We start from the raw sequence: 18,088 nt of genomic DNA on the forward strand, positions 1-18,088 counted from the left end.
TCTTATGATTTCATCCACAGGCGCTTGAGCACCAGCGCGGCGGAACGGCATTCCTCGACGCGCAGCGAGCCGGTAATGCCATGGGCGGGGTCGGTCGAATCGCGACGCTGCGGGCGCAGGATCGGCATGCCGCTGCTGTCGTACAGACTCCACAGGTCCATCGGTTCATTCTGCTTCTGCCGCGAACGCACCACGGCGAATTCGCCGTTCGCCAGTCGTGCCAGCGTGCCGGGCGGGTGCATGGTCAGGGTCTTGATCGACAGCTGCACCAGCGGATCGTCATACAGTCGGGCGCGCTCGAGGAACAGGGATTTCAGTGCATCGCGCGGGAACTGTCCGACCCGGTTCGGCCGCGGCGTCACCATGGCCGCATAGGAGTCGGCAATGGCCAGCAGGCGGGCGCCGGGCAGGATGGCGTCGCCGCTCAGGGCGCGCGGATAACCGGAACCGTCGGTCCGCTCGTGGTGCTGGCGGACCAGTTCGAGCCACAGCGGATCGGTCACGCCCATCGTGGCCAGCAGGGCGGCCGAGCGTTCGGGGTGGCTGCGTACCAGCGCGGCCTGCTCCGGCGTCAGCGCCCCGGCCTGCTGGTCGAGCTGCGTCTGGACCGGCAGCAGGGCCAGGTCGCGCGTCAGTGCTGCACAGGCCAGCGACAGGCGGGTCGATTCATCCAGTGCCATTTCGCGCGCGGCCACTTCGACCAGCGTGGCGCCAAGCAGCTGCTGGATTACCAGATACGGGTGCTGGCGATCCAGGTGCAGGGCGGCCAGCAGGGCGTCGGCGTCTTCGCTGCAGGCGTCGATGATGCCGCGCGCCAGGGCAAGGACGACCTGCCGCAGCTCGGCCTGCAGCGAGGCGGCCAGCAGGTGGGCATGCAGGCGCTTCAGTGTCAGCGCCAGGGTGTCGGCCCGGGCGAAGACCGGGTCTGCAGCCGGGGGCGGCACGACGTAATCGGGAAGGGTGGGAACCGGCTGCCCGGGGTTGTCGGCTGGCGGATCGGGCGCATAGGCACCGCGCGCCAGCAACGAGTCGATATGGCGCGGGATGCTCAGCACATAGCCCTCGCGCAGCAACAGGTTGCCATTCTCGTCATACAACGGCCAAGGCAGAGGCTCGTTCAGGACCAAATCGCTTTGGCGGATGCGTCGCATGGTGGATTGTCAGCCAATGGATCATGTGAAGGACGCTTCTTATGACATTCAATTCTTTTGATGACGATAAAATTTGTGGAGCACTTTGATCTGCATCAAGCACATTGGCATGGTCCCCGCTGCCAATCAGGTTTTCCCCTGCGGCAAACTGTCCGCGGCCGGTGCTGGCACCGGATTCGGTCGCAAGAAACGGGGCGCTTGCGATCGAATTCGCCGCTACAGTGGACACTGTCCCCCGTGCCGCCGGACCTGTCATGACCCTTGACCCACTTACCGATCTTCCGCGCATCGACGGCGATGATGCCCGCTGGGCGGCGGTGCAGGCCCGTGATGCCCGTGCCGATGGCCAGTTCGTCTATGCCGTCACCACCACCGGGGTTTACTGCCGGCCCAGTGCCTCGGCGCGGCTGCCGAAGCGCGAGCATGTCGTGTTCTTTGCCACCGCACAGGATGCCGAGGCGGCCGGCTACCGTCCGAGCCGCCGCCTTTCCGCCGACCAGAGCGCGGCCGCCGCCCGCCGCGCCACGCTGGTGGCCGGGGCCTGCCGGCTGATTGAAGCGGCGGAGACACCGCCGGTGCTGGCCGACATTGCCGCCCGGCTGGGCATCAGTCCGTTCCACTTCCACCGGCTGTTCAAGGCCGAAACCGGGCTGACACCCAAGGCCTATGCGAATGCGTTCCGCGCCCGTCGGCTGCGGGCGGAACTGGGCGGGGCGGCCTCGGTCACGGCCGCCGCCCATGAAGCCGGCTTCAACGCCAGCAGCCGTTTCTATGACTCCTCGGCAGGCCTGCTCGGCATGCGGCCCCGCGACTACCGCGACGGTGGCCGGCACGCCGAAATCCGCTTTGCCGTCGGCCAGTGCTCGCTGGGGGCGATTCTGGTGGCGCAAAGCCAGCGCGGGTTGTGCGCGATCCTGCTCGGCGATGACCCGGACCGGCTGCTGCGCGAATTGCAGGACCGGTTTCCCCGCGCCACGCTGATCGGCGGCGATGCCGGCTTCGAGCGGCTGGTGGCCGAGGTGGTCGGTTTTGTCGAGGCGCCGGCGCTGGGCCTGAATCTGCCGCTGGACGTGCGCGGCACCGCTTTCCAGGAACGGGTGTGGCTGGCGCTGCGCGACATTCCGCCGGGCACGACGGTCAGCTATGGCGACATCGCCGCGCGCATCGGCGCGCCGAAGGCGGTTCGCGCCGTGGCTCAGGCCTGCGGTGCCAACTGCCTGGCGGTGGCCATCCCCTGTCACCGCGTGGTGCGCCGCGACGGCGATATCTCCGGCTATCGCTGGGGCGTCGAGCGCAAGCGCGAACTGCTGCGGCGCGAAGCGGGCGGCTGACCTGCCCCGGGCCTCATGGCGACGGACCGGTCCTGGCCGAGACCGCCACTGCAGCGGTATTGCCGGGCCGCCAACAGCAATTGGCTTCGACCGCGGAAAACGGATCAGACCTGATTATGGTGCCATTCACCCGGGCCTCGGTATCAGCGCAGGTTCCGGGCATTCCATATGCGATTTTTACAGGTTTGCCTGAAATCAATTTCCCGGTTCTATATCAAAATCCCTACTCTCCCGGTTCGTGCTTGGAATGGTTGGCTGTGCTTGCGATTACCGTTTTTAAAAGCAGTAATCGAACCGCAAAAGCGACAGAGTATGAAGCCTGAAATCCATAGCATCCGATAAGGCATGCATGCATGCCGTGCCTTGATTAGGAGCTTAACATGGGCGCAAATTTCATCAATATATTGGCGGGTGTCATTTCAATCGGTCTGTTTGCCTATCTGTTTTTTGCGCTGGTAAAGGCAGAAAAGTTCTGAATGGCGGACCCTGAAAACCTATCAACTACTCCTGGGTGACGTATATGGGTGACTTAGTTTTCGTGGCCGTGACGCTTGTGTTTTTCGCATTCGTTGCCGGTTTCATTATCAGCCTTGAAAAAATATGATGGGTACCAGCATGGTTGGCGATATTACTCAATTCGTCGTTATCCTTGCGATCATGACCGGCCTGGTCGTGGTGCTCGGGAAATGGATAACGCATCTTTTCACCAGTCCGGCACACAATATTCTCGAACGGGGGACCTACCGGCTGCTCGGAGTGAACCCGGAAGAGAAAATGTCCTGGAAGCGCTATGGCATGGTTCTGGTGCTCAGCAACGCGGCAATGATGTTGCTGGGTTATCTCATTTTGCGCGTGCAGGATTTCCTGCCCGGCGACCTGCTTGCACGAGCCGCGCAGACACCGGATCTGGCCTTCAACACGGCAGCCTCCTTCACGACCAATACCAACTGGCAGGCCTATTCGGGTGAATCGAGTCTCTCGAACTTTTCGCAGATGGCCGCCATTACGTTCCTGATGTCGATCAGCGCCACCACCGGCCTGGCCGCGGCGGGCGGGTTCATGCGCGGCCTCAGCCGCAAGAGCACGACGGATATCGGCAACTACTGGGTCGACTTCACCCGTTCGCTCTATCGGCTGCTGCTGCCAGCCAGTTTCGTGATGGCGCTGGTCTATGTGTGGCAGGGCATGCCGCAGACGCTGAGCGCCGATGCGGTCGCGACCACGCTGGAGGGCGTCAGGCAGCAGATCATTCTGGGCCCGGTAGCCAGCTTCGAGACCATCAAGCATATCGGCACCAATGGCGGTGGCTTCTTCGGCATGAATGCCGCGCATCCGTTCGAGAACCCGACGCCGCTGACCAATACCCTGCACATGCTCAGCATGCTGCTGATTCCGTCGGCGCTGACCTATGCCTTTGGCTCGATGATTCTGCGCCGGCGCCAGGGGTGGACCTTTTTCGCCGCTTTCCTGGTGATGTTCCTCGGATTTCTGACCCTGATCTACAGCGCTGAGCAGGCAGGCAATCCGCTGCTGACACCGATGGGGGTCGATCAGACCCAGAGTGCGACATCGGGTGGCGGCAATATGGAAGGCAAGGAAGTGCGTTTCGGCATTGCCCAGACCAGCATGTTCGCCACCGTCACCACGGCGGCCACGACCGGTTCGGTGAATTCGATGCACTCTTCGCTGACGCCGCTGGGAGGCCTGGTTCCGATTGCCCAGATGATGTTGAACAACGTGTTCGGTGGTATCGGGGTGGGCTTCATCAATCTCATCACCTACGCGATCCTGACGGTCTTTCTGGTGGGCATGATGATCGGGCGCACGCCCGAGTTTCTCGGCAAGAAAATCGAAGCGCGGGAGATGAAGTACGTGATGCTGGCCATTCTCGCGCACCCGCTCAGCATTCTGGGCTTCACCGCGATCGCCTGCCTCATGCCGTCCACGCTGGACAGCCTCTCCAATATGGGGCCGCACGGCTTCAGCGAAGTGCTTTACGCCTACACCTCGGGCACGGCCAACAACGGTTCCGCCTTTGCCGGCCTCAATGCCAATACGCCGTTCTTCAATACGACGATCGGTCTTGCCATGCTGGCGGGCCGCTATCTGACCCTGCTGCCGATGCTTGCCGTGGCAGGCGTGATCGCTGCCAGGAAAGCCGTTCCCGAAGGTCCCGGCACGCTTTCGACGGCGACGCCGCTGTTCGCCGGCCTGCTGGTGTTCATTGTCATCGTCGTCGGCGGGCTGACCTTCCTGCCAGCGCTCGCCCTCGGTCCTATCGTCGAGCACCTGATGATGCTCTCTGGCGCGACATTCTGAGGACTGATCCCATGCATAACGCAAAAACCATCGTCAAAACAACGAATCCGGCGTTGCTGCCGCCGTTCAAGGGCATCGCCCGGCCGGTGATCGTCTCTGCCGTGTTCTTCATGCTGCTGACCGGCATCGGCTATCCGCTGGCCACGACCGGGGTCGCCAACCTTCTGTTTCCCGACCAGGCGCAAGGCAGCCTGATCGTGAATGACGGCAAGGTGGTGGGGTCGCGCCAGATCGGCCAGCATTTCACCAGGATGGAGTACTTCCACAGCCGGCCGAGTGCGACGGTGGGCGCCGACCCGGCCGATCCGTCCAGAACCATCGACCAGCCCTACAACGCCGCAGCGAGTGGCGCGAGCAACCAGGGGGCGATCAGCAAGAAGCTGCTCGCGGCCGTTGACGAGCGCACCAGGACCTACCGGGCAGTGAATGGACTGGCGACTGACGTTGCCGTTCCGGTCGATGCCGTAACGGCCTCGGCTTCCGGTCTCGATCCCCACGTCTCGGTCGCCAATGCGCGGCTGCAGGCGCCGCGCGTCGCCAGGGCGCGTGGCCTCCCGATCGGGCAGGTCCTTCGACTCGTGGATCAGCATACCCATGCGCGCCAGCTCGGTCTGCTTGGCGATCCGCGCGTCAATGTCCTGGAACTCAACCTCGCGCTCGACGCGGCCGCTCCGGCCCGGCCCGCCGCGCAATAAGACAGGGGTGTCAGCATGTCCTCCACAGATACAAGCTTGCCGCAAGGCGAATTCACGGGCAGCACTTTCAGGCCCGTCTCCCGGGTTGCGGTGATCGGCGAGGCGTTCTGCAAGCTGTCGCCGCGCGTGCAGCTCAGAAACCCGGTGATGTTTGTCGTCTATCTCGGCAGCATCGTGACCACGCTGCTCGGCATTCAGGCGCTGGGCGGCGACGGGGAGGCGCCGGCGGGGTTCATCTTCGCCATCGCCGCCTGGCTCTGGTTTACGGTGCTGTTCGCCAACGCCGCCGAAGCGCTGGCCGAAGGGCGCGGCAAAGCCCAGGCCGACGCATTGCGTTCCACCCGCAAGCGGGTGGTCGCCCAGGTGCTCAAGGAGCCCCGGCGCGACAGCCAGTCCTGGCCGGTACCCAGTGATGAACTGGCCGTTGGCGCCTTTGTGCGCGTCGAGGCGGGCGAGATCATCCCCGCCGACGGTGAAGTGCTGCAGGGGGCGGCATCGGTCGACGAGTCGGCGATCACTGGCGAATCGGCGCCGGTCATTCGCGAGTCCGGCGGCGATTTCTGCTCGGTCACGGGCGGCACCCGCGTGCTGTCCGACTGGATCGTCATGCGGGTCACGGCCAGACCGGGCGAAGCCTTCCTCGACCGCATGATCGCCATGGTCGAAGGCGCCAAGCGGGGCAAGACGCCCAACGAGATCGCGCTCAACATCCTGCTTGTCGCCCTGACCCTGATCTTTCTGCTGGTCTGCGTGACGCTCCTGCCGTTTTCCAGCTTCGGCGCGATCGTCAACGGCGCGGGGTCTCCGGTGACCATCACGGTGCTGATCGCCTTGCTCATCTGCCTCATTCCGACCACCATCGGCGCCCTGCTGTCGGCGGTCGGTGTCGCCGGCATGAGCCGCATGATGAAGGCGAACGTGCTCGCCACGTCCGGCCGCGCGATCGAGGCGGCTGGTGACGTCGACGTGCTGCTGCTCGACAAGACGGGCACCATCACGCTCGGCAATCGCGAGGCCTCGGCCTTTATCCCGGCGCCCGGCGTGACCGAACAGGCGCTGGCCGATGCCGCACAGCTTGCCTCACTGGCCGACGAGACGCCTGAGGGCCGCTCCATCGTTATCCTGGCCAAGCAGAAATTCAATCTGCGCGGCCGTGAAGTGCAGGGGGCGGAAACGATTGCCTTCAGCGCCCATACCCGCATGAGCGGCATCAATATCGACGATCACCAGATCCGCAAGGGAGCGGCGAGCGCGATCCGCACTCATGTCGAATCGCTGGGCGGCATCTTCCCGCCGGAGCTCGCCAAGCTTGTCGATGAGGTTGCCAGACGTGGCAGCACCCCCCTGGTCGTCTCGGACGGCAGCAAGGTGCTGGGCATCGTTGAACTGAAGGACATCGTCAAGGGCGGCATCAAGGAGCGCTTCGCCGAGCTGCGTGCCATGGGCATCAGGACGGTGATGATCACGGGTGACAACAAGCTCACCGCGGCGGCCATTGCCGCCGAGGCAGGGGTCGACGACTACCTGGCGGAGGCCACACCCGAGGACAAGCTGCGGCTGATCCGCAAGTACCAGGAGGAAGGCCGGCTGGTCGCCATGACGGGTGACGGTACCAATGATGCGCCAGCGCTGGCGCAAGCGGATGTCGCCGTCGCCATGAACAGCGGCACCCAGGCTGCCAAGGAAGCCGGCAACATGGTGGACCTCGACAGCAATCCTACCAAGCTGCTGCGTGTCGTCGAAGTCGGCAAGCAAATGATCATGACACGCGGTGCGCTGACGACCTTCAGTGTCGCCAACGATCTCGCCAAGTACTTTGCCATCATCCCTGCCGCGTTTGTCGCCACCTATCCGGCGCTGGGGGCGTTGAACATCATGCATCTGCACAGCCCGGGCTCGGCGATCCTGTCCGCGGTGATCTTCAATGCCCTGATCATCGTCGTGCTGATTCCCCTCGCCCTGCGTGGCGTGAAGTACCGGGCGGAGCCGGCAAGCCGCCTGCTGACGCGGAACCTGCTCATCTATGGCCTGGGCGGACTGATTGCGCCGTTTATCGGCATCAAGCTGATCGACCTCATGCTGACGCCCTTCTTCTGATCCCGGTGCGATAGCGGCATGAACCCTGCGGAAAGGAAAACGGAATAGATGATGACCGAGGACCGCCCGGACCCCGACGCACTCCTGCAGGTCATTGGCGACGACCCGCACCGTCCTCGTCGAGGCCAGCTGAAGATCTTCTTCGGCGCCTGCGCGGGGGTGGGCAAGACATACGCCATGCTCCAGGCTGCGCACCAGCTCCGGGCCGAAGGCACGGCGGTGGCGATCGGCATCGTTGAGACGCACGGGCGGGAGGAGACGCTGGCACTCACGCAAGGCCTCCCCATGCTGCCGCGGCGGGAGATTCAGACGAATGGCCGGCTGGCGACGGAATTCGATCTGGACGGTGCGCTGACGGCCGGCTATCAGTTGCTGGTGGTCGACGAACTCGCCCACTCCAACCTGGCCGGCAGTCGCCACGCCAAACGCTGGCAGGATGTCGAGGAGCTGCTGGACGCGGGCATTGACGTCTACACGGCCTTGAACGTGCAGCACCTCGACAGCCTGAACGACGTTGTCGGCGGGATCGTGGGCATACGGGTCCGGGAAACCGTGCCCGACCGGATTTTCGACCGCGCCGCAGACGTGGTGCTGGTCGATCTTCCCCCGGACGACCTCCTGGCGCGCCTGAGTGCCGGAAAGGTGTATCTGCCGCCCTCCGCCATGCAGGCGCGTCAGCATTTTTTCCGTCGCGGCAATCTGATTGCCCTGCGCGAGCTTGCCCTGCGCCGAGTGGCGGACCGGGTCAACGCGGATGTCCGGGTGTACCGGATCTCGCATGCGATCCGCACAGTCTGGCCTACCCGGGAACTGCTGATGGTGTGCGTGAGCGCCGACAGCGCCCAGGAAGCGCTGATCCGGGAAGGGGCAAGGCTTGCCCAGCAGCTTCAGACCCAATGGGTCGTTCTGCATGTGGACCCGCCCCATGAGAGCGGCGACCCCAAGGCACAGGCCGCACTGCTGCGTCTGGCAGCCTGTGCGCAGCATGCCGGCGCCGATTTCGTGAATATCGCGGGACAGGATGTGGCGCATGCGATCCTGAGCTACGCCAGACAGCGCAACGCGACCAAGCTCATCATGGGCAATACGGCGGCACGGTCTTTCCTGCCGTTTCAGTCGCGGCTGGCGGAACGCATCGCCCGAACCAACCCCGAGATGGGCCTGGTCCTGCTGCGCATCGACGCGGCGCAGCGGCCGATCCGGCGCTGGGAGCTGGAAAAGCCGGCAGGGCATGTCAAGGCGCTGTCGATTGCGACGCTGGCCTGCATCCTGATCGTGGCGGTCGCCAGTCAGCTGCTGCGGTTTTTCGATCTCTCGAACGTGGTCATGCTGTTTCTGATCACGGTGGTGTTCACCTCCCTGCGGCTGGGGCGTCTTGCCGGGGTATGGGTCTCCCTGCTGTCGGTCGCATTTTTCGACTTCTTCTTTGTCGAGCCCCGCTTCTCTTTTGCCGTTACCGACACGCAGTACGTATTCACTCTCGGACTGATGCTGGCGGTGGCGATCATCATCGGCCAGCTTGCTGCCAGGCTGCAGCGGGAGGCGAAGGGGGCGCGGGAAGGCGAACGGCGCGCTTCGGCACTGGTGCGCGTGACGCGTGACCTTGCCGGCGCCATCGCGGTCGAGCAGGTCGTGGAGGTTTGCCGGGAGACGGTCGAGCCGCTTTTCGGGACGCAGGTGGTCCTGATCCTGCCCGACAGCGACGGCCAGCTCGTCGCGACCCGTCATGCGGACTTCGTCGAGCTGTCGGTCGCCCAGTGGGCATTCGATCACGCCGAGGAGGCCGGACACGGTACGCAGACACTGAATGGCGCACTGGCGCTGTATCTGCCGCTGGAAGGGCCGATGGCGCCGCGGGGCGTGCTCGCCGTGGAACCCGGTGACACGCTGTTGTCGGGCACGCCCGACAGCAGGCGGCTGCTGGATGCCTGCTGTTTTGCCATCGCCCAGGCGCTGGAGCGCATCCACTTCGTTGACATTGCCCAGGACACCATCGTCCGCATGGAGGGCGAGAAGATGCGAAACACGCTGCTGTCCGCCGTTTCACATGACCTCAAGACCCCCCTCACCGCGATTCGCGGGCTGGCCGAGACCCTGGAACATCCGGGGGGACTGGCGGAGTCCGAACGAACGGACATCGCCAGATCCATCCGCATCGAGTCGGACGAGTTGCGACGGCTGGTCTCCAATCTGCTGGATCTTGCGCGCATACAGAGCGAAGGGGTCAGACTGCACAGGGAATGGCATGCGCTCAGCGAGATCGTGGGCTGTGCGCTGGCACGATGCACCACGGCGCTGCAGCCCCGGACGCTGGTGACCGACCTGCCGCCCGACCTGCCGCTGGTGGAGCTCGATGCCGTACTCATGGAGCGCGTGCTCGCCAACCTTCTGGACAATGCCGCAAAGTACACGCCGCCAGACAGCACGATCAGGATCCGGGGCCTGTATTCCGGCGACTCGATGTACCTGCTGGTCTCCGACGATGGCCCCGGACTGCCGGCCGGTGATCCCGAGCGGCTGTTCGAGTCTTTTACCCGCGGGCAGAAAGAGTCTTCCATCGCCGGCGTCGGCCTGGGCCTTGGGCTGTGCCGCACGATCATCGCTGCGCATGGGGGCAGCATCAGCGCAAAGCCGCGCAAGCCGCATGGCGTCACTTTCGAAATCCGCCTGCCGTTGCGCATTCCGCCCGCGGTCGACAGCGATGAGGTCAATGCATGAGCAAGCCGAAGATACTGATTGTCGAGGACGAAGCGAATATCCGGCGCTTTGTCCGGATTGCGCTGGAGCAGGAGGGAATGAGCGTTTTCGAGGTGCCCTCGGGGGCGCAGGCCCGGATGGACGCCGTGACGCGCAGGCCCGATCTGATCATCGTGGACCTTGGTCTTCCGGACGGGGACGGAAAGGACCTGATCCGCGAGTTGAGGAACTGGGTTTTTTCTCCCATCCTCGTGCTTTCGGCCCGGGAGCGCGAAGACGAAAAGGTAGAGGCGCTCAATGCCGGTGCGGACGACTATCTTGTCAAACCGTTTGGCGTGCCGGAGCTGGTCGCGCGGATTCGCGCGCTGTTGCGCCGTTCGCAGGTCGTGTCCAATACCGATGTGGCCTCGTCGCGCATCCGGTTCGGCAATGTCGCGGTCGATCTCGCCACCCATGAAGTGATTCGCGATGGCAAACCGGTGCATCTGACGCCCATCGAGTTCCGCTTGCTGACGTCGCTGATACGCGGGCATGGCAAAGTGCTGACCCACAAGCAGCTTCTGCGCGACACCTGGGGCGCGCCGTATACCAACCGTCCCCACTACCTCCGCGTTTACATGATGCAGCTGCGGCAAAAGCTTGAAAACGATCTCTCCCAGCCAGAATTCCTGCTTACCGAACTGCAGGTCGGCTACCGGCTGTCCGGCATGACGATCGAAGGCGAAATCCCGGCGAACGCCCCCGGCTCCAGTCCATGGCCCCCCGGACTTCCGCCGTAAGCACGGGCTCCGCGCCGGGCGGGTCCTTGCCTGCGCATGCTCAAGACACACCGGTCACCGGCCCGTACAATCCGCGCCATGTCCGATCTTCCCTACCTGGCCGGCTATGCACCGGCCCTGCTTGAGCGCGTGCGCGACCTGCGTGATGGCGGCAAGCTGCGCGCCTGGGTCGAGCAGCGTCACCCCGACCGGCACGCGGTGCAGACCGACAAGGCGCTGTACCAGTACGTCGATGCGCTGCGCCAGCGCCATATGCGCAATGCGCCGCTGCTGTCCCGGGTCCAGTTCGACAGCCAGCAGCACCCGATGCGCGGCACGCTGGGCACCCATACCTTCGTGTCGCGCACCCAGGGTGGCAAGCTGAAGGCCAAGCACGAAATCCGCATTGCCGCGCTGTTCCGTGATGCGCCGGCGGCCTTTCTGCAGATGATTGTCGTGCACGAGCTGGCGCACATGAAGGAGAAGGACCACAACAAGGCCTTCTACCAGCTGTGCTGCCATATGGAGCCTGACTACCACCAGCTGGAATTCGACATGCGGGTGTGGCTGACCGTGCGCGAGGGCTGAGCGGGCTCAGTCGCCCTGCAGGAAGCCGGCAATGCGCCGGTAGACGGCGGCGCATTCATCGGCGACCAGGTTCTCCAGGTTCAGGAACGCATGCACCATGTCGTCGAAGTGCAGCCGTTCGCAGACAATGCCGGCCTGTTGCAGCCGCGCCTGGTAGGCGATGGCTTCGTCGCGCAGCGGGTCGAAGCCGGCGCTGACGATCAGCGTGCGCGGCAGGCGCTCGATAAATGGCGCGTGCAGTGGCGAGGCGTCGCGGCGGTTCTCGCTGTGCTGGAAATAGTTGTCGAAATACCAGCTGACCCGGCTGCTGTGCAGCAGGTATCCCTCGGCATTTTCCTGTATCGACGGCAGGCTCAGCGTGTAGTCCAGGCTCGGATAGATCAGTACCTGATTGCTGATGTGCAGTGCCGGATCGAACTGCGCCAGTGTGCTGATGCTGGCGCACAGCGCGCCGCCGCCCGAGTCGCCGATCAGGGTCAGCTCGTGCCGGTACGGCAGCTGGCGCCGTTCCAGTGCCGCCCAGACGCCACGCGCCACGGTGTGGCCGTCGTTCAGGCCGGCCGGGTACGGGTTTTCCGGCGCGAGCCGGTACTCGGCCGAGACCACCACCTGGCCGGTTGCGGCGGCCAGCCGGCGGCAGACCGGATCGTAGACGCTGACACCACCGGCCATATGGCCGCCGCCATGCAGGAACACGATCACGGCGCGTTCCTCGGTCGGTGCCGGGTGATAGATGCGCACCGGCACGGTGTAGCCCGGACCGGGAATCAGCTCGTCATTGACCCAGGCCAGCGGCGGGCCGGGCTGGACCTGCAGGAAGGTCATCCCGGCCAGTCCTTCACGCGCGCTGATTGCGGTCGGCAGATAGCCATTGGCGATCAGCGCGGCGTTGCGCTGGTTCAGATCGGCAAGCCACGGGACGAGTTTGGGGCTGACTGCATGCATGGCGGTTTCCGTTAGTCGGATGGAATAATCCTGACTATAGCCCGGATCCCGTTCACTGGGCCTGCCGCTCGCCCCACTGGCTGATCAGCACGCTGACCACCACCAGTGCCGCCCCGGTGATCACCAGCGGTGTCAGCGTCTCGCCGGCCAGCCAGCCGATCCAGCCGGCCCAGACCGGTTCCATTGCATAGATGATGGTGGCGCGGGTGGCCGGCACGGTCTTCTGCGCCCAGTTCATTGCTACCTGGATCAGCGCGGTGGCCAGCCCGATGCCGGCGACGCAGGCAATCAGGCCCGGATGCGGCTGCGGCAGCGGTTCGCCGGACACCAGCATGCCGGTGGTCGCCAGCAGCGACACCACCAGCAGCTGCACCGTCGCCACCCGGCGCGGTTCGCAGGCGTTCGCATAACGGCTGATCAGGCAGATCTCGAACGCGATGACGGCGGCGCCAGCCAGGGTCAGCCATTCGCCCGGTCCGAAACCGAAATCGAGCCCGCTCGGATCGGACAGCAGCGCCAGACCGGTGAAGGCGATGACGATGCCGGCCCAGGACCAGCGGCTCGGATAGCGCTTGAACAGCAGCCATTGCATCAGCGGCACCAATGGCACATACAGCGCGGTCAGAAAGGCGGATTTGCTGCTGGTGATGCTGCTCAGCCCCGAGGTCTGCAGGCTGTAGCTGAGGAACAGCACGCTGCCGATCAGGATGCCGGAACGCAGCTCGATGCGGGTCAGCCCGCCGAGCAGCCGCCATGACAGCAGCAGCGCCACCAGCCCGGCGACACCGAAGCGCAGGGCAACAAAACCGAACGGGCCGGACCATTGCAGTGCGGTCTGCACGGTCAGGAAGGTGCCGCCCCACAGCAGGGTGATGCCGACCAGGGTGGCATCGGGCAGCAGGGAGCGGGGCGGGGCCAGCGGAGCGGCCGGGCTGGAGGCGGTCATCGATAGTGGGCGTTTGTCTGACAACAGGACTGGGCAATATACTGCGCATTTGTTCTGCGGCGCAATATATTGCACAATCCGGCCGATGAATACCGACTCCGTGCTTGCCAATGTGTCCCGCAATGTTCGCCATGCCCGCCGTCTGCGCGGCTGGAGCCAGGAGCGGCTGGCTGGTGCCGCCAGCGTCAGCCGGCGCATGCTGGTCGGCATCGAGACCGGCGACAGCAATGTCAGCCTGGCAACGCTGGACCGGCTGGCGGCCGCACTCGGCCTGAGCTTTGCCGAGCTGGTGCGGCCGGCGGACGGCGAGGGTCCGCCACGGGCCGCGCCGCTGCAGGTCTGGCAGGGCGCCCTGCCTGACAGCAAGGGCATCCTGATGGAGAGCCTGACCCACAACGGGCAGACGGTCGAACTGTGGGTCTGGCGGGTGGCGCCGGGCGATCGCTACGACGCCGAGGCCGATGCGCCGGGCAGCCACGAAATGGTCTGGGTGACCGATGGCGAGCTGGTGCTGCAGCAGGGCGAGCGGGTCTGGCGACTGGCGGCCGGCCAGTCGCTGACCTTTCATTCCGACATCGACTACAGCTACCGGAACGAGGGGACGGAGACGGTGCGTTTCAGCAAGAACGTGATCGTCGCTGCCCCGCCGGTCCCTTACTCCGGGTCGTAGCCGAGGTTCGGCGCCAGGTCGCGTTCGGCCTGCTGCAGCGTGACACCGCGGCGGGCGGCATAACTTTCCACCTGATCACGCCCGAGCTTGCCGACGCCGAAATACTGGCTGTCCGGATGACTCAGATAGAAGCCGCTGACCGCTGCCGCCGGCGTCATTGCATAGCCATCGGTCAGGTCCATGCCGATGGCGCGTGCATCGAGCAGGTCGAACAGCGCGGTCTTGACCGTATGGTCCGGGCAGGCCGGATAGCCTGGCGCCGGGCGGATGCCGCGGTACTGCTCGTCGATCAGCGCTTCATTGCTCAACTGTTCGTCGGCGGCATAGCCCCAGAACTCGCGGCGCACCCGCTCGTGCATCAGCTCGGCGAACGCTTCGGCAAAGCGGTCGGCCAGCGCCTTCAGCAGAATGGCCGAGTAGTCGTCGCCGGCTTCCTCGAAACGGCGCACGTGCTCGTCGATGCCCAGGCCGGCGGTCACGGCAAACGCGCCGACATAGTCGGTGACGCCGCTGGCCTTGTCGGCGACGAAGTCGGACAGGCACCAGTTCGGTTTCACGTCGTTGCGCGGCATCTGCTGGCGCAGTCCGTGCCAGGTCAGCAGGCGTTCGCCCGTGTCCGGGTGATACAGCGCGATATCATCGTGATCGACGCGGTTGGCCGGGAACAGGCCGATCACGGCATTGGCGGTCAGCCAGTCGCCGGCGATGATCTCCTTCAGCATCGCCTGGGCATCGGCGAACAGCGCGCGCGCCGATTCACCGACGATCTCGTCACTGAGAATGCGCGGATAACGGCCGGCCAGCTCCCAGCTCTGGAAGAACGGCGTCCAGTCGATATGGCCGGCGATCTCCGCCAGCGGATAGTGGCGGAATTCGCGCACGCCGAGCCAGGCCGGCTTCGGTGGCGTGTAGTGGGCGAGGTCGAGCTTGTAATCGTTGGCGCGCGCGGCGGCGATCGAGGCCAGCCGGCCTTCGCGGCGGTTGGCGTGGCCGTCGCGGGCGCGCTGGTATTCGGCGGCGATTTCGGCCACGAACGGTTCGCACAGCGTGTCCGACAGCAGGTTCGAGCACACGCCGACCGCGCGGCTGGCGTCGGCGACGTAGATGACCGGATGCGCGTAGTGCGGGGCGATCTTCACCGCCGTATGCACCTTGGACGTGGTCGCGCCGCCGATCAGCAGCGGCAGGCTGAAACCCTGGCGCTGCATTTCCCTGGCGACGTGGCTCATTTCCTCCAGCGACGGCGTAATCAGGCCGGACAGGCCGATGATGTCGGCCCTGTGTTCGATGGCGGCGTCGAGAATCTTCTGGCACGGCACCATCACGCCAAGGTCGATGACCTGATAGTTGTTGCAGCGCAGGACCACGCCGACGATGTTCTTGCCGATATCGTGGACGTCGCCCTTGACCGTGGCCATGATGATCACGCCCTTGGCCGGCGCGTCGGCCAGCCCCATGCGGATCTTTTCTTCTTCGATGAACGGTTCGAGGTGGGCGACTGCGGCCTTCATGACCCGGGCCGACTTCACCACCTGCGGCAGGAACATCTTGCCGGCGCCGAACAGGTCGCCGACCACGTTCATGCCGTCCATCAGCGGGCCCTCGATCACATGGATCGGGCGCTCGCAGGTCAGCCGGACCTGTTCGGTATCCTCGACGATAAAGGTGGTGATGCCCTTGACCAGCGCGTGCTCCAGTCGTTTGGCGACCGGCCATTCACGCCAGCTCAGGTCCTCGCCCCTGGCTTCCTTCGCGTCGCCCCGGAATTTCTCCGCCAGGGTGATCAGGTGTTCGGTCGCGTCGCCGCCGTCCTTCGGCGTGCGCATCAGCACCACGTCCTCGATGCGTTCGCGCAGGGCCGGGTCGACTTCGTCGTAGACCTCCAGCGCCCCGGCATTGACGATGCCCATGGTCATGCCGCGCTGGATGGCGTGGTACAGGAACACGGCGTGGATCGCCTCGCGCACCTTGTTGTTGCCACGGAACGAGAACGACACATTGGACACGCCGCCGGAAATCTTGGCATGCGGCAGGTTCTGCTTGATCCAGCCTGTGGCTTCGATGAAATCGAGACCGTAGCGTGCGTGTTCCTCGATGCCGGTGGCAACGGCGAACACGTTCGGGTCGAAGATGATGTCCTCGGCCGGGAAACCGACCTCGTCGACCAGGATGCGGTAACTTTCGGCGCAGATCTCGACCTTGCGCGCATAGGTGTCGGCCTGACCGCTCTCGTCGAAGGCCATGACGATGACCGCTGCGCCATAGGCGCGCAGCAGGCGTGCCTGCTCGACGAACTTGTCGCGGCCTTCCTTCATCGAGATCGAGTTGACGATGCCCTTGCCCTGGATGCACTTCAGCCCGGCCTCGATCACGTCCCACTTCGACGAGTCGATCATGATCGGCACGCGGGCGATGTCCGGCTCGGCGGCGATCAGGTTCAGGAAGCGGACCATGGCGGCATGCGCATCAAGCATGCCCTCGTCCATATTGATGTCGATGACCTGGGCGCCGTTTGCTACCTGCTGGCGCGCCACATCGAGCGCCGTCGGGTAGTCGCCGGCCAGGATCAGCCGGGCAAAGGCCCTGGAGCCGGTGACGTTGGTGCGTTCGCCCACGTTCACGAACAGGTCGCGGTCGCCGATATTGAACGGTTCCAGACCGGACAGCCGGCATTTCGGCTCGATGACGGGCCGCTGCCGCGGCGGCAGGCCGTCGACCGCGCGCGCCATGGCGGCAATGTGGTCCGGGGTGGTGCCGCAACAGCCGCCGACGATATTGATCAGTCCGGACTCGGCCCATTCGCGCACTGACGTCGCCATGTCGGACGGTTCCAGATCGTAGCCGCCGAATGCATTCGGCAGACCGGCGTTCGCATGGACCGACACGAAGCTTTCGTTGATCCGCGACAGCTCCTCGACATACGGCCGCAGCAGGTCCGGGCCCAGCGCACAGTTCAGGCCCATGCTCAGCGGGCTGGCGTGGCGCAGGCTGTTGTAGAACGCCTCGGTGGTCTGGCCGGTCAGTGTGCGGCCGCTCTGGTCGGTAATGGTGCCGGAGATCATTACCGGCAGCCGTTCGAGCGTCGGGCGGGCGTCGAAATAGCGGCGGATGGCGAACACCGCCGCCTTGGCATTCAGCGTATCGAAGATGGTTTCGACCAGCAGCAGGTCGGCGCCGCCGGCTACCAGGCCATCGATGGCCTCGGTGTAGGCCACCACCAGCTCGTCGAAACTCACATTGCGGTAGCCGGGATCGTTGACGTCCGGGCTGATGCTGCAGGTGCGGTTGGTCGGGCCGAGCACGCCGGCGACAAAGCGCGGTCTGGCCGGATTGCGTGCCGTTTCGGCATCGCACAGCCCGCGTACCAGCGCTGCCGCACTGCGGTTCATCTCGTGGACCAGCGCTTCCATGCCGTAATCGGCCATGGCGATCGACGTCGCATTGAAGGTGTTGGTCTCGATAATGTCGGCGCCGGCATCGAGATAGGCCTGGTGAATGCCGCCGATCACGTCCGGGCGCGTCAGCACCAGCAGGTCGTTGTTGCCTTTTACGTCGCTGGGCCAGTCGGCAAAGCGCTCGCCGCGATAGTCGGCTTCCTCCAGCTGGTGGCGCTGGATCATGGTGCCCATGCCGCCGTCGAGAATCAGGATGCGTTCGGCAAGCAGGGCGGACAGGCGGGCGGATCTATCGGGCATGGCGGGGCGGCTGACGGCAACGGAGACTGGGTTGGCGAGTCTACCATGCACGCCGCGCGCGCTCAGGACGACGGTCTTTTATCGATATAACGATTTGCATCGGTTTTTTTATAACCAGAAGAAATTAACAAGCCGACTAACAGTATTTAAAAACATAAAAAAACTTGCTTTCATCGATAGCGAACCCGACGGAAAA

Annotated in this window: 13 protein-coding genes; 9 read left to right on the forward strand and 4 right to left on the reverse strand. The window is 64.7% G+C overall.

Annotated elements, in window-relative coordinates:
- Positions 1-2: 2 nt before the first annotated feature.
- Entirely contained in the window at positions 3-1,097 is a 1,095-nt protein-coding gene (locus tag ACYVG8_RS11560; RefSeq protein WP_028498637.1) for an HD-GYP domain-containing protein, read from the reverse strand.
- Positions 1,098-1,405: 308 nt separating this feature from the next.
- Here ACYVG8_RS11560 and ada point away from each other — a divergent pair, with 308 nt between their 5' ends.
- The 8 genes from ada to ACYVG8_RS11600 all read left to right on the forward strand — a co-directional run bounded on the left by ada (position 1,406) and on the right by ACYVG8_RS11600 (position 11,636).
- Positions 1,406-2,482 (forward strand): bifunctional DNA-binding transcriptional regulator/O6-methylguanine-DNA methyltransferase Ada, encoded by a 1,077-nt coding sequence (ada, locus tag ACYVG8_RS11565; RefSeq protein WP_107888930.1) that lies wholly within the window; start codon positions 1,406-1,408, stop codon positions 2,480-2,482.
- A gap of 380 nt (positions 2,483-2,862) precedes the next feature.
- The gene (gene kdpF / locus ACYVG8_RS11570) at positions 2,863-2,958 is read left to right on the forward strand and encodes a K(+)-transporting ATPase subunit F (RefSeq protein WP_084299915.1); all 96 of its coding nucleotides are present in this window, start codon (positions 2,863-2,865) and stop codon (positions 2,956-2,958) included.
- Positions 2,959-3,082: 124 nt separating this feature from the next.
- Positions 3,083-4,801, forward strand: coding sequence for a potassium-transporting ATPase subunit KdpA (gene kdpA / locus ACYVG8_RS11575; RefSeq protein WP_460745851.1), 1,719 nt, complete (start codon positions 3,083-3,085; stop codon positions 4,799-4,801).
- Positions 4,802-4,812: 11 nt separating this feature from the next.
- On the forward strand, positions 4,813-5,496 hold the full coding sequence (gene kdpC / locus ACYVG8_RS11580) for a K(+)-transporting ATPase subunit C (RefSeq protein WP_460745854.1): 684 nt from the start codon (positions 4,813-4,815) through the stop codon (positions 5,494-5,496).
- A 15-nt stretch (positions 5,497-5,511) separates the two neighbouring features.
- Complete coding sequence (gene kdpB / locus ACYVG8_RS11585) at positions 5,512-7,593, forward strand: potassium-transporting ATPase subunit KdpB (protein WP_112692000.1); 2,082 nt, start codon at positions 5,512-5,514, stop codon at positions 7,591-7,593.
- Positions 7,594-7,641: 48 nt separating this feature from the next.
- A complete protein-coding gene (locus ACYVG8_RS11590) occupies positions 7,642-10,311 on the forward strand; it encodes a DUF4118 domain-containing protein (RefSeq protein ID WP_460745855.1) in 2,670 nt (889 codons plus the stop codon).
- Positions 10,308-11,069, forward strand: coding sequence for a response regulator (locus tag ACYVG8_RS11595; RefSeq protein WP_460745856.1), 762 nt, complete (start codon positions 10,308-10,310; stop codon positions 11,067-11,069). Before ACYVG8_RS11590 ends, ACYVG8_RS11595 begins: the two co-directional genes overlap by 4 nt.
- A gap of 78 nt (positions 11,070-11,147) precedes the next feature.
- Positions 11,148-11,636 (forward strand): M48 metallopeptidase family protein, encoded by a 489-nt coding sequence (locus ACYVG8_RS11600; RefSeq protein ID WP_281661063.1) that lies wholly within the window; start codon positions 11,148-11,150, stop codon positions 11,634-11,636.
- Between the two features lie 6 nt (positions 11,637-11,642).
- Here ACYVG8_RS11600 and ACYVG8_RS11605 read toward each other — a convergent pair whose 3' ends face one another.
- Positions 11,643-12,581 carry an alpha/beta hydrolase gene (locus tag ACYVG8_RS11605; RefSeq protein ID WP_460745857.1) on the reverse strand — a complete coding sequence of 313 codons (939 nt, stop codon included), beginning with the start codon at positions 12,579-12,581 and terminating at the stop codon, positions 11,643-11,645.
- Positions 12,582-12,633: 52 nt separating this feature from the next.
- Positions 12,634-13,527, reverse strand: a complete 894-nt coding sequence (locus ACYVG8_RS11610) for a DMT family transporter (RefSeq protein WP_112691998.1) — start codon at positions 13,525-13,527, stop codon at positions 12,634-12,636.
- 85 nt (positions 13,528-13,612) lie between these two features.
- On the opposite strand from ACYVG8_RS11610, the gene ACYVG8_RS11615 reads away from it, so the two are divergent.
- On the forward strand, positions 13,613-14,197 hold the full coding sequence (locus ACYVG8_RS11615) for a helix-turn-helix domain-containing protein (protein WP_036385490.1): 585 nt from the start codon (positions 13,613-13,615) through the stop codon (positions 14,195-14,197).
- Here the strand turns inward: ACYVG8_RS11615 and metH are convergent.
- Positions 14,182-17,892 (reverse strand): methionine synthase, encoded by a 3,711-nt coding sequence (metH, locus tag ACYVG8_RS11620; protein WP_112691997.1) that lies wholly within the window; start codon positions 17,890-17,892, stop codon positions 14,182-14,184. The two genes, ACYVG8_RS11615 and metH, sit on opposite strands and share 16 nt — an antisense overlap.
- Positions 17,893-18,088 lie beyond the last annotated feature (196 nt).

The sequence above is a fragment of the Microvirgula curvata genome (genome assembly GCF_054781615.1).

Bases quoted from the DNA above. Each gene is read 5' to 3' on its own strand.
- ACYVG8_RS11610 (WP_112691998.1), bottom strand. From the start codon at position 13,527: ATGACCGCCTCCAGCCCGGCCGCTCCGCTGGCCCCGCCCCGCTCCCTG.
- ada (WP_107888930.1), top strand. From the start codon at position 1,406: ATGACCCTTGACCCACTTACCGATCTTCCGCGCATCGACGGCGATGAT.
- ACYVG8_RS11600 (WP_281661063.1), top strand. From the start codon at position 11,148: ATGTCCGATCTTCCCTACCTGGCCGGCTATGCACCGGCCCTGCTTGAG.
- kdpF (WP_084299915.1), top strand. From the start codon at position 2,863: ATGGGCGCAAATTTCATCAATATATTGGCGGGTGTCATTTCAATCGGT.
- metH (WP_112691997.1), bottom strand. From the start codon at position 17,892: ATGCCCGATAGATCCGCCCGCCTGTCCGCCCTGCTTGCCGAACGCATC.
- ACYVG8_RS11590 (WP_460745855.1), top strand. From the start codon at position 7,642: ATGATGACCGAGGACCGCCCGGACCCCGACGCACTCCTGCAGGTCATT.
- kdpC (WP_460745854.1), top strand. From the start codon at position 4,813: ATGCATAACGCAAAAACCATCGTCAAAACAACGAATCCGGCGTTGCTG.
- kdpA (WP_460745851.1), top strand. From the start codon at position 3,083: ATGATGGGTACCAGCATGGTTGGCGATATTACTCAATTCGTCGTTATC.
- ACYVG8_RS11615 (WP_036385490.1), top strand. From the start codon at position 13,613: ATGAATACCGACTCCGTGCTTGCCAATGTGTCCCGCAATGTTCGCCAT.
- kdpB (WP_112692000.1), top strand. From the start codon at position 5,512: ATGTCCTCCACAGATACAAGCTTGCCGCAAGGCGAATTCACGGGCAGC.
- ACYVG8_RS11595 (WP_460745856.1), top strand. From the start codon at position 10,308: ATGAGCAAGCCGAAGATACTGATTGTCGAGGACGAAGCGAATATCCGG.
- ACYVG8_RS11605 (WP_460745857.1), bottom strand. From the start codon at position 12,581: ATGCATGCAGTCAGCCCCAAACTCGTCCCGTGGCTTGCCGATCTGAAC.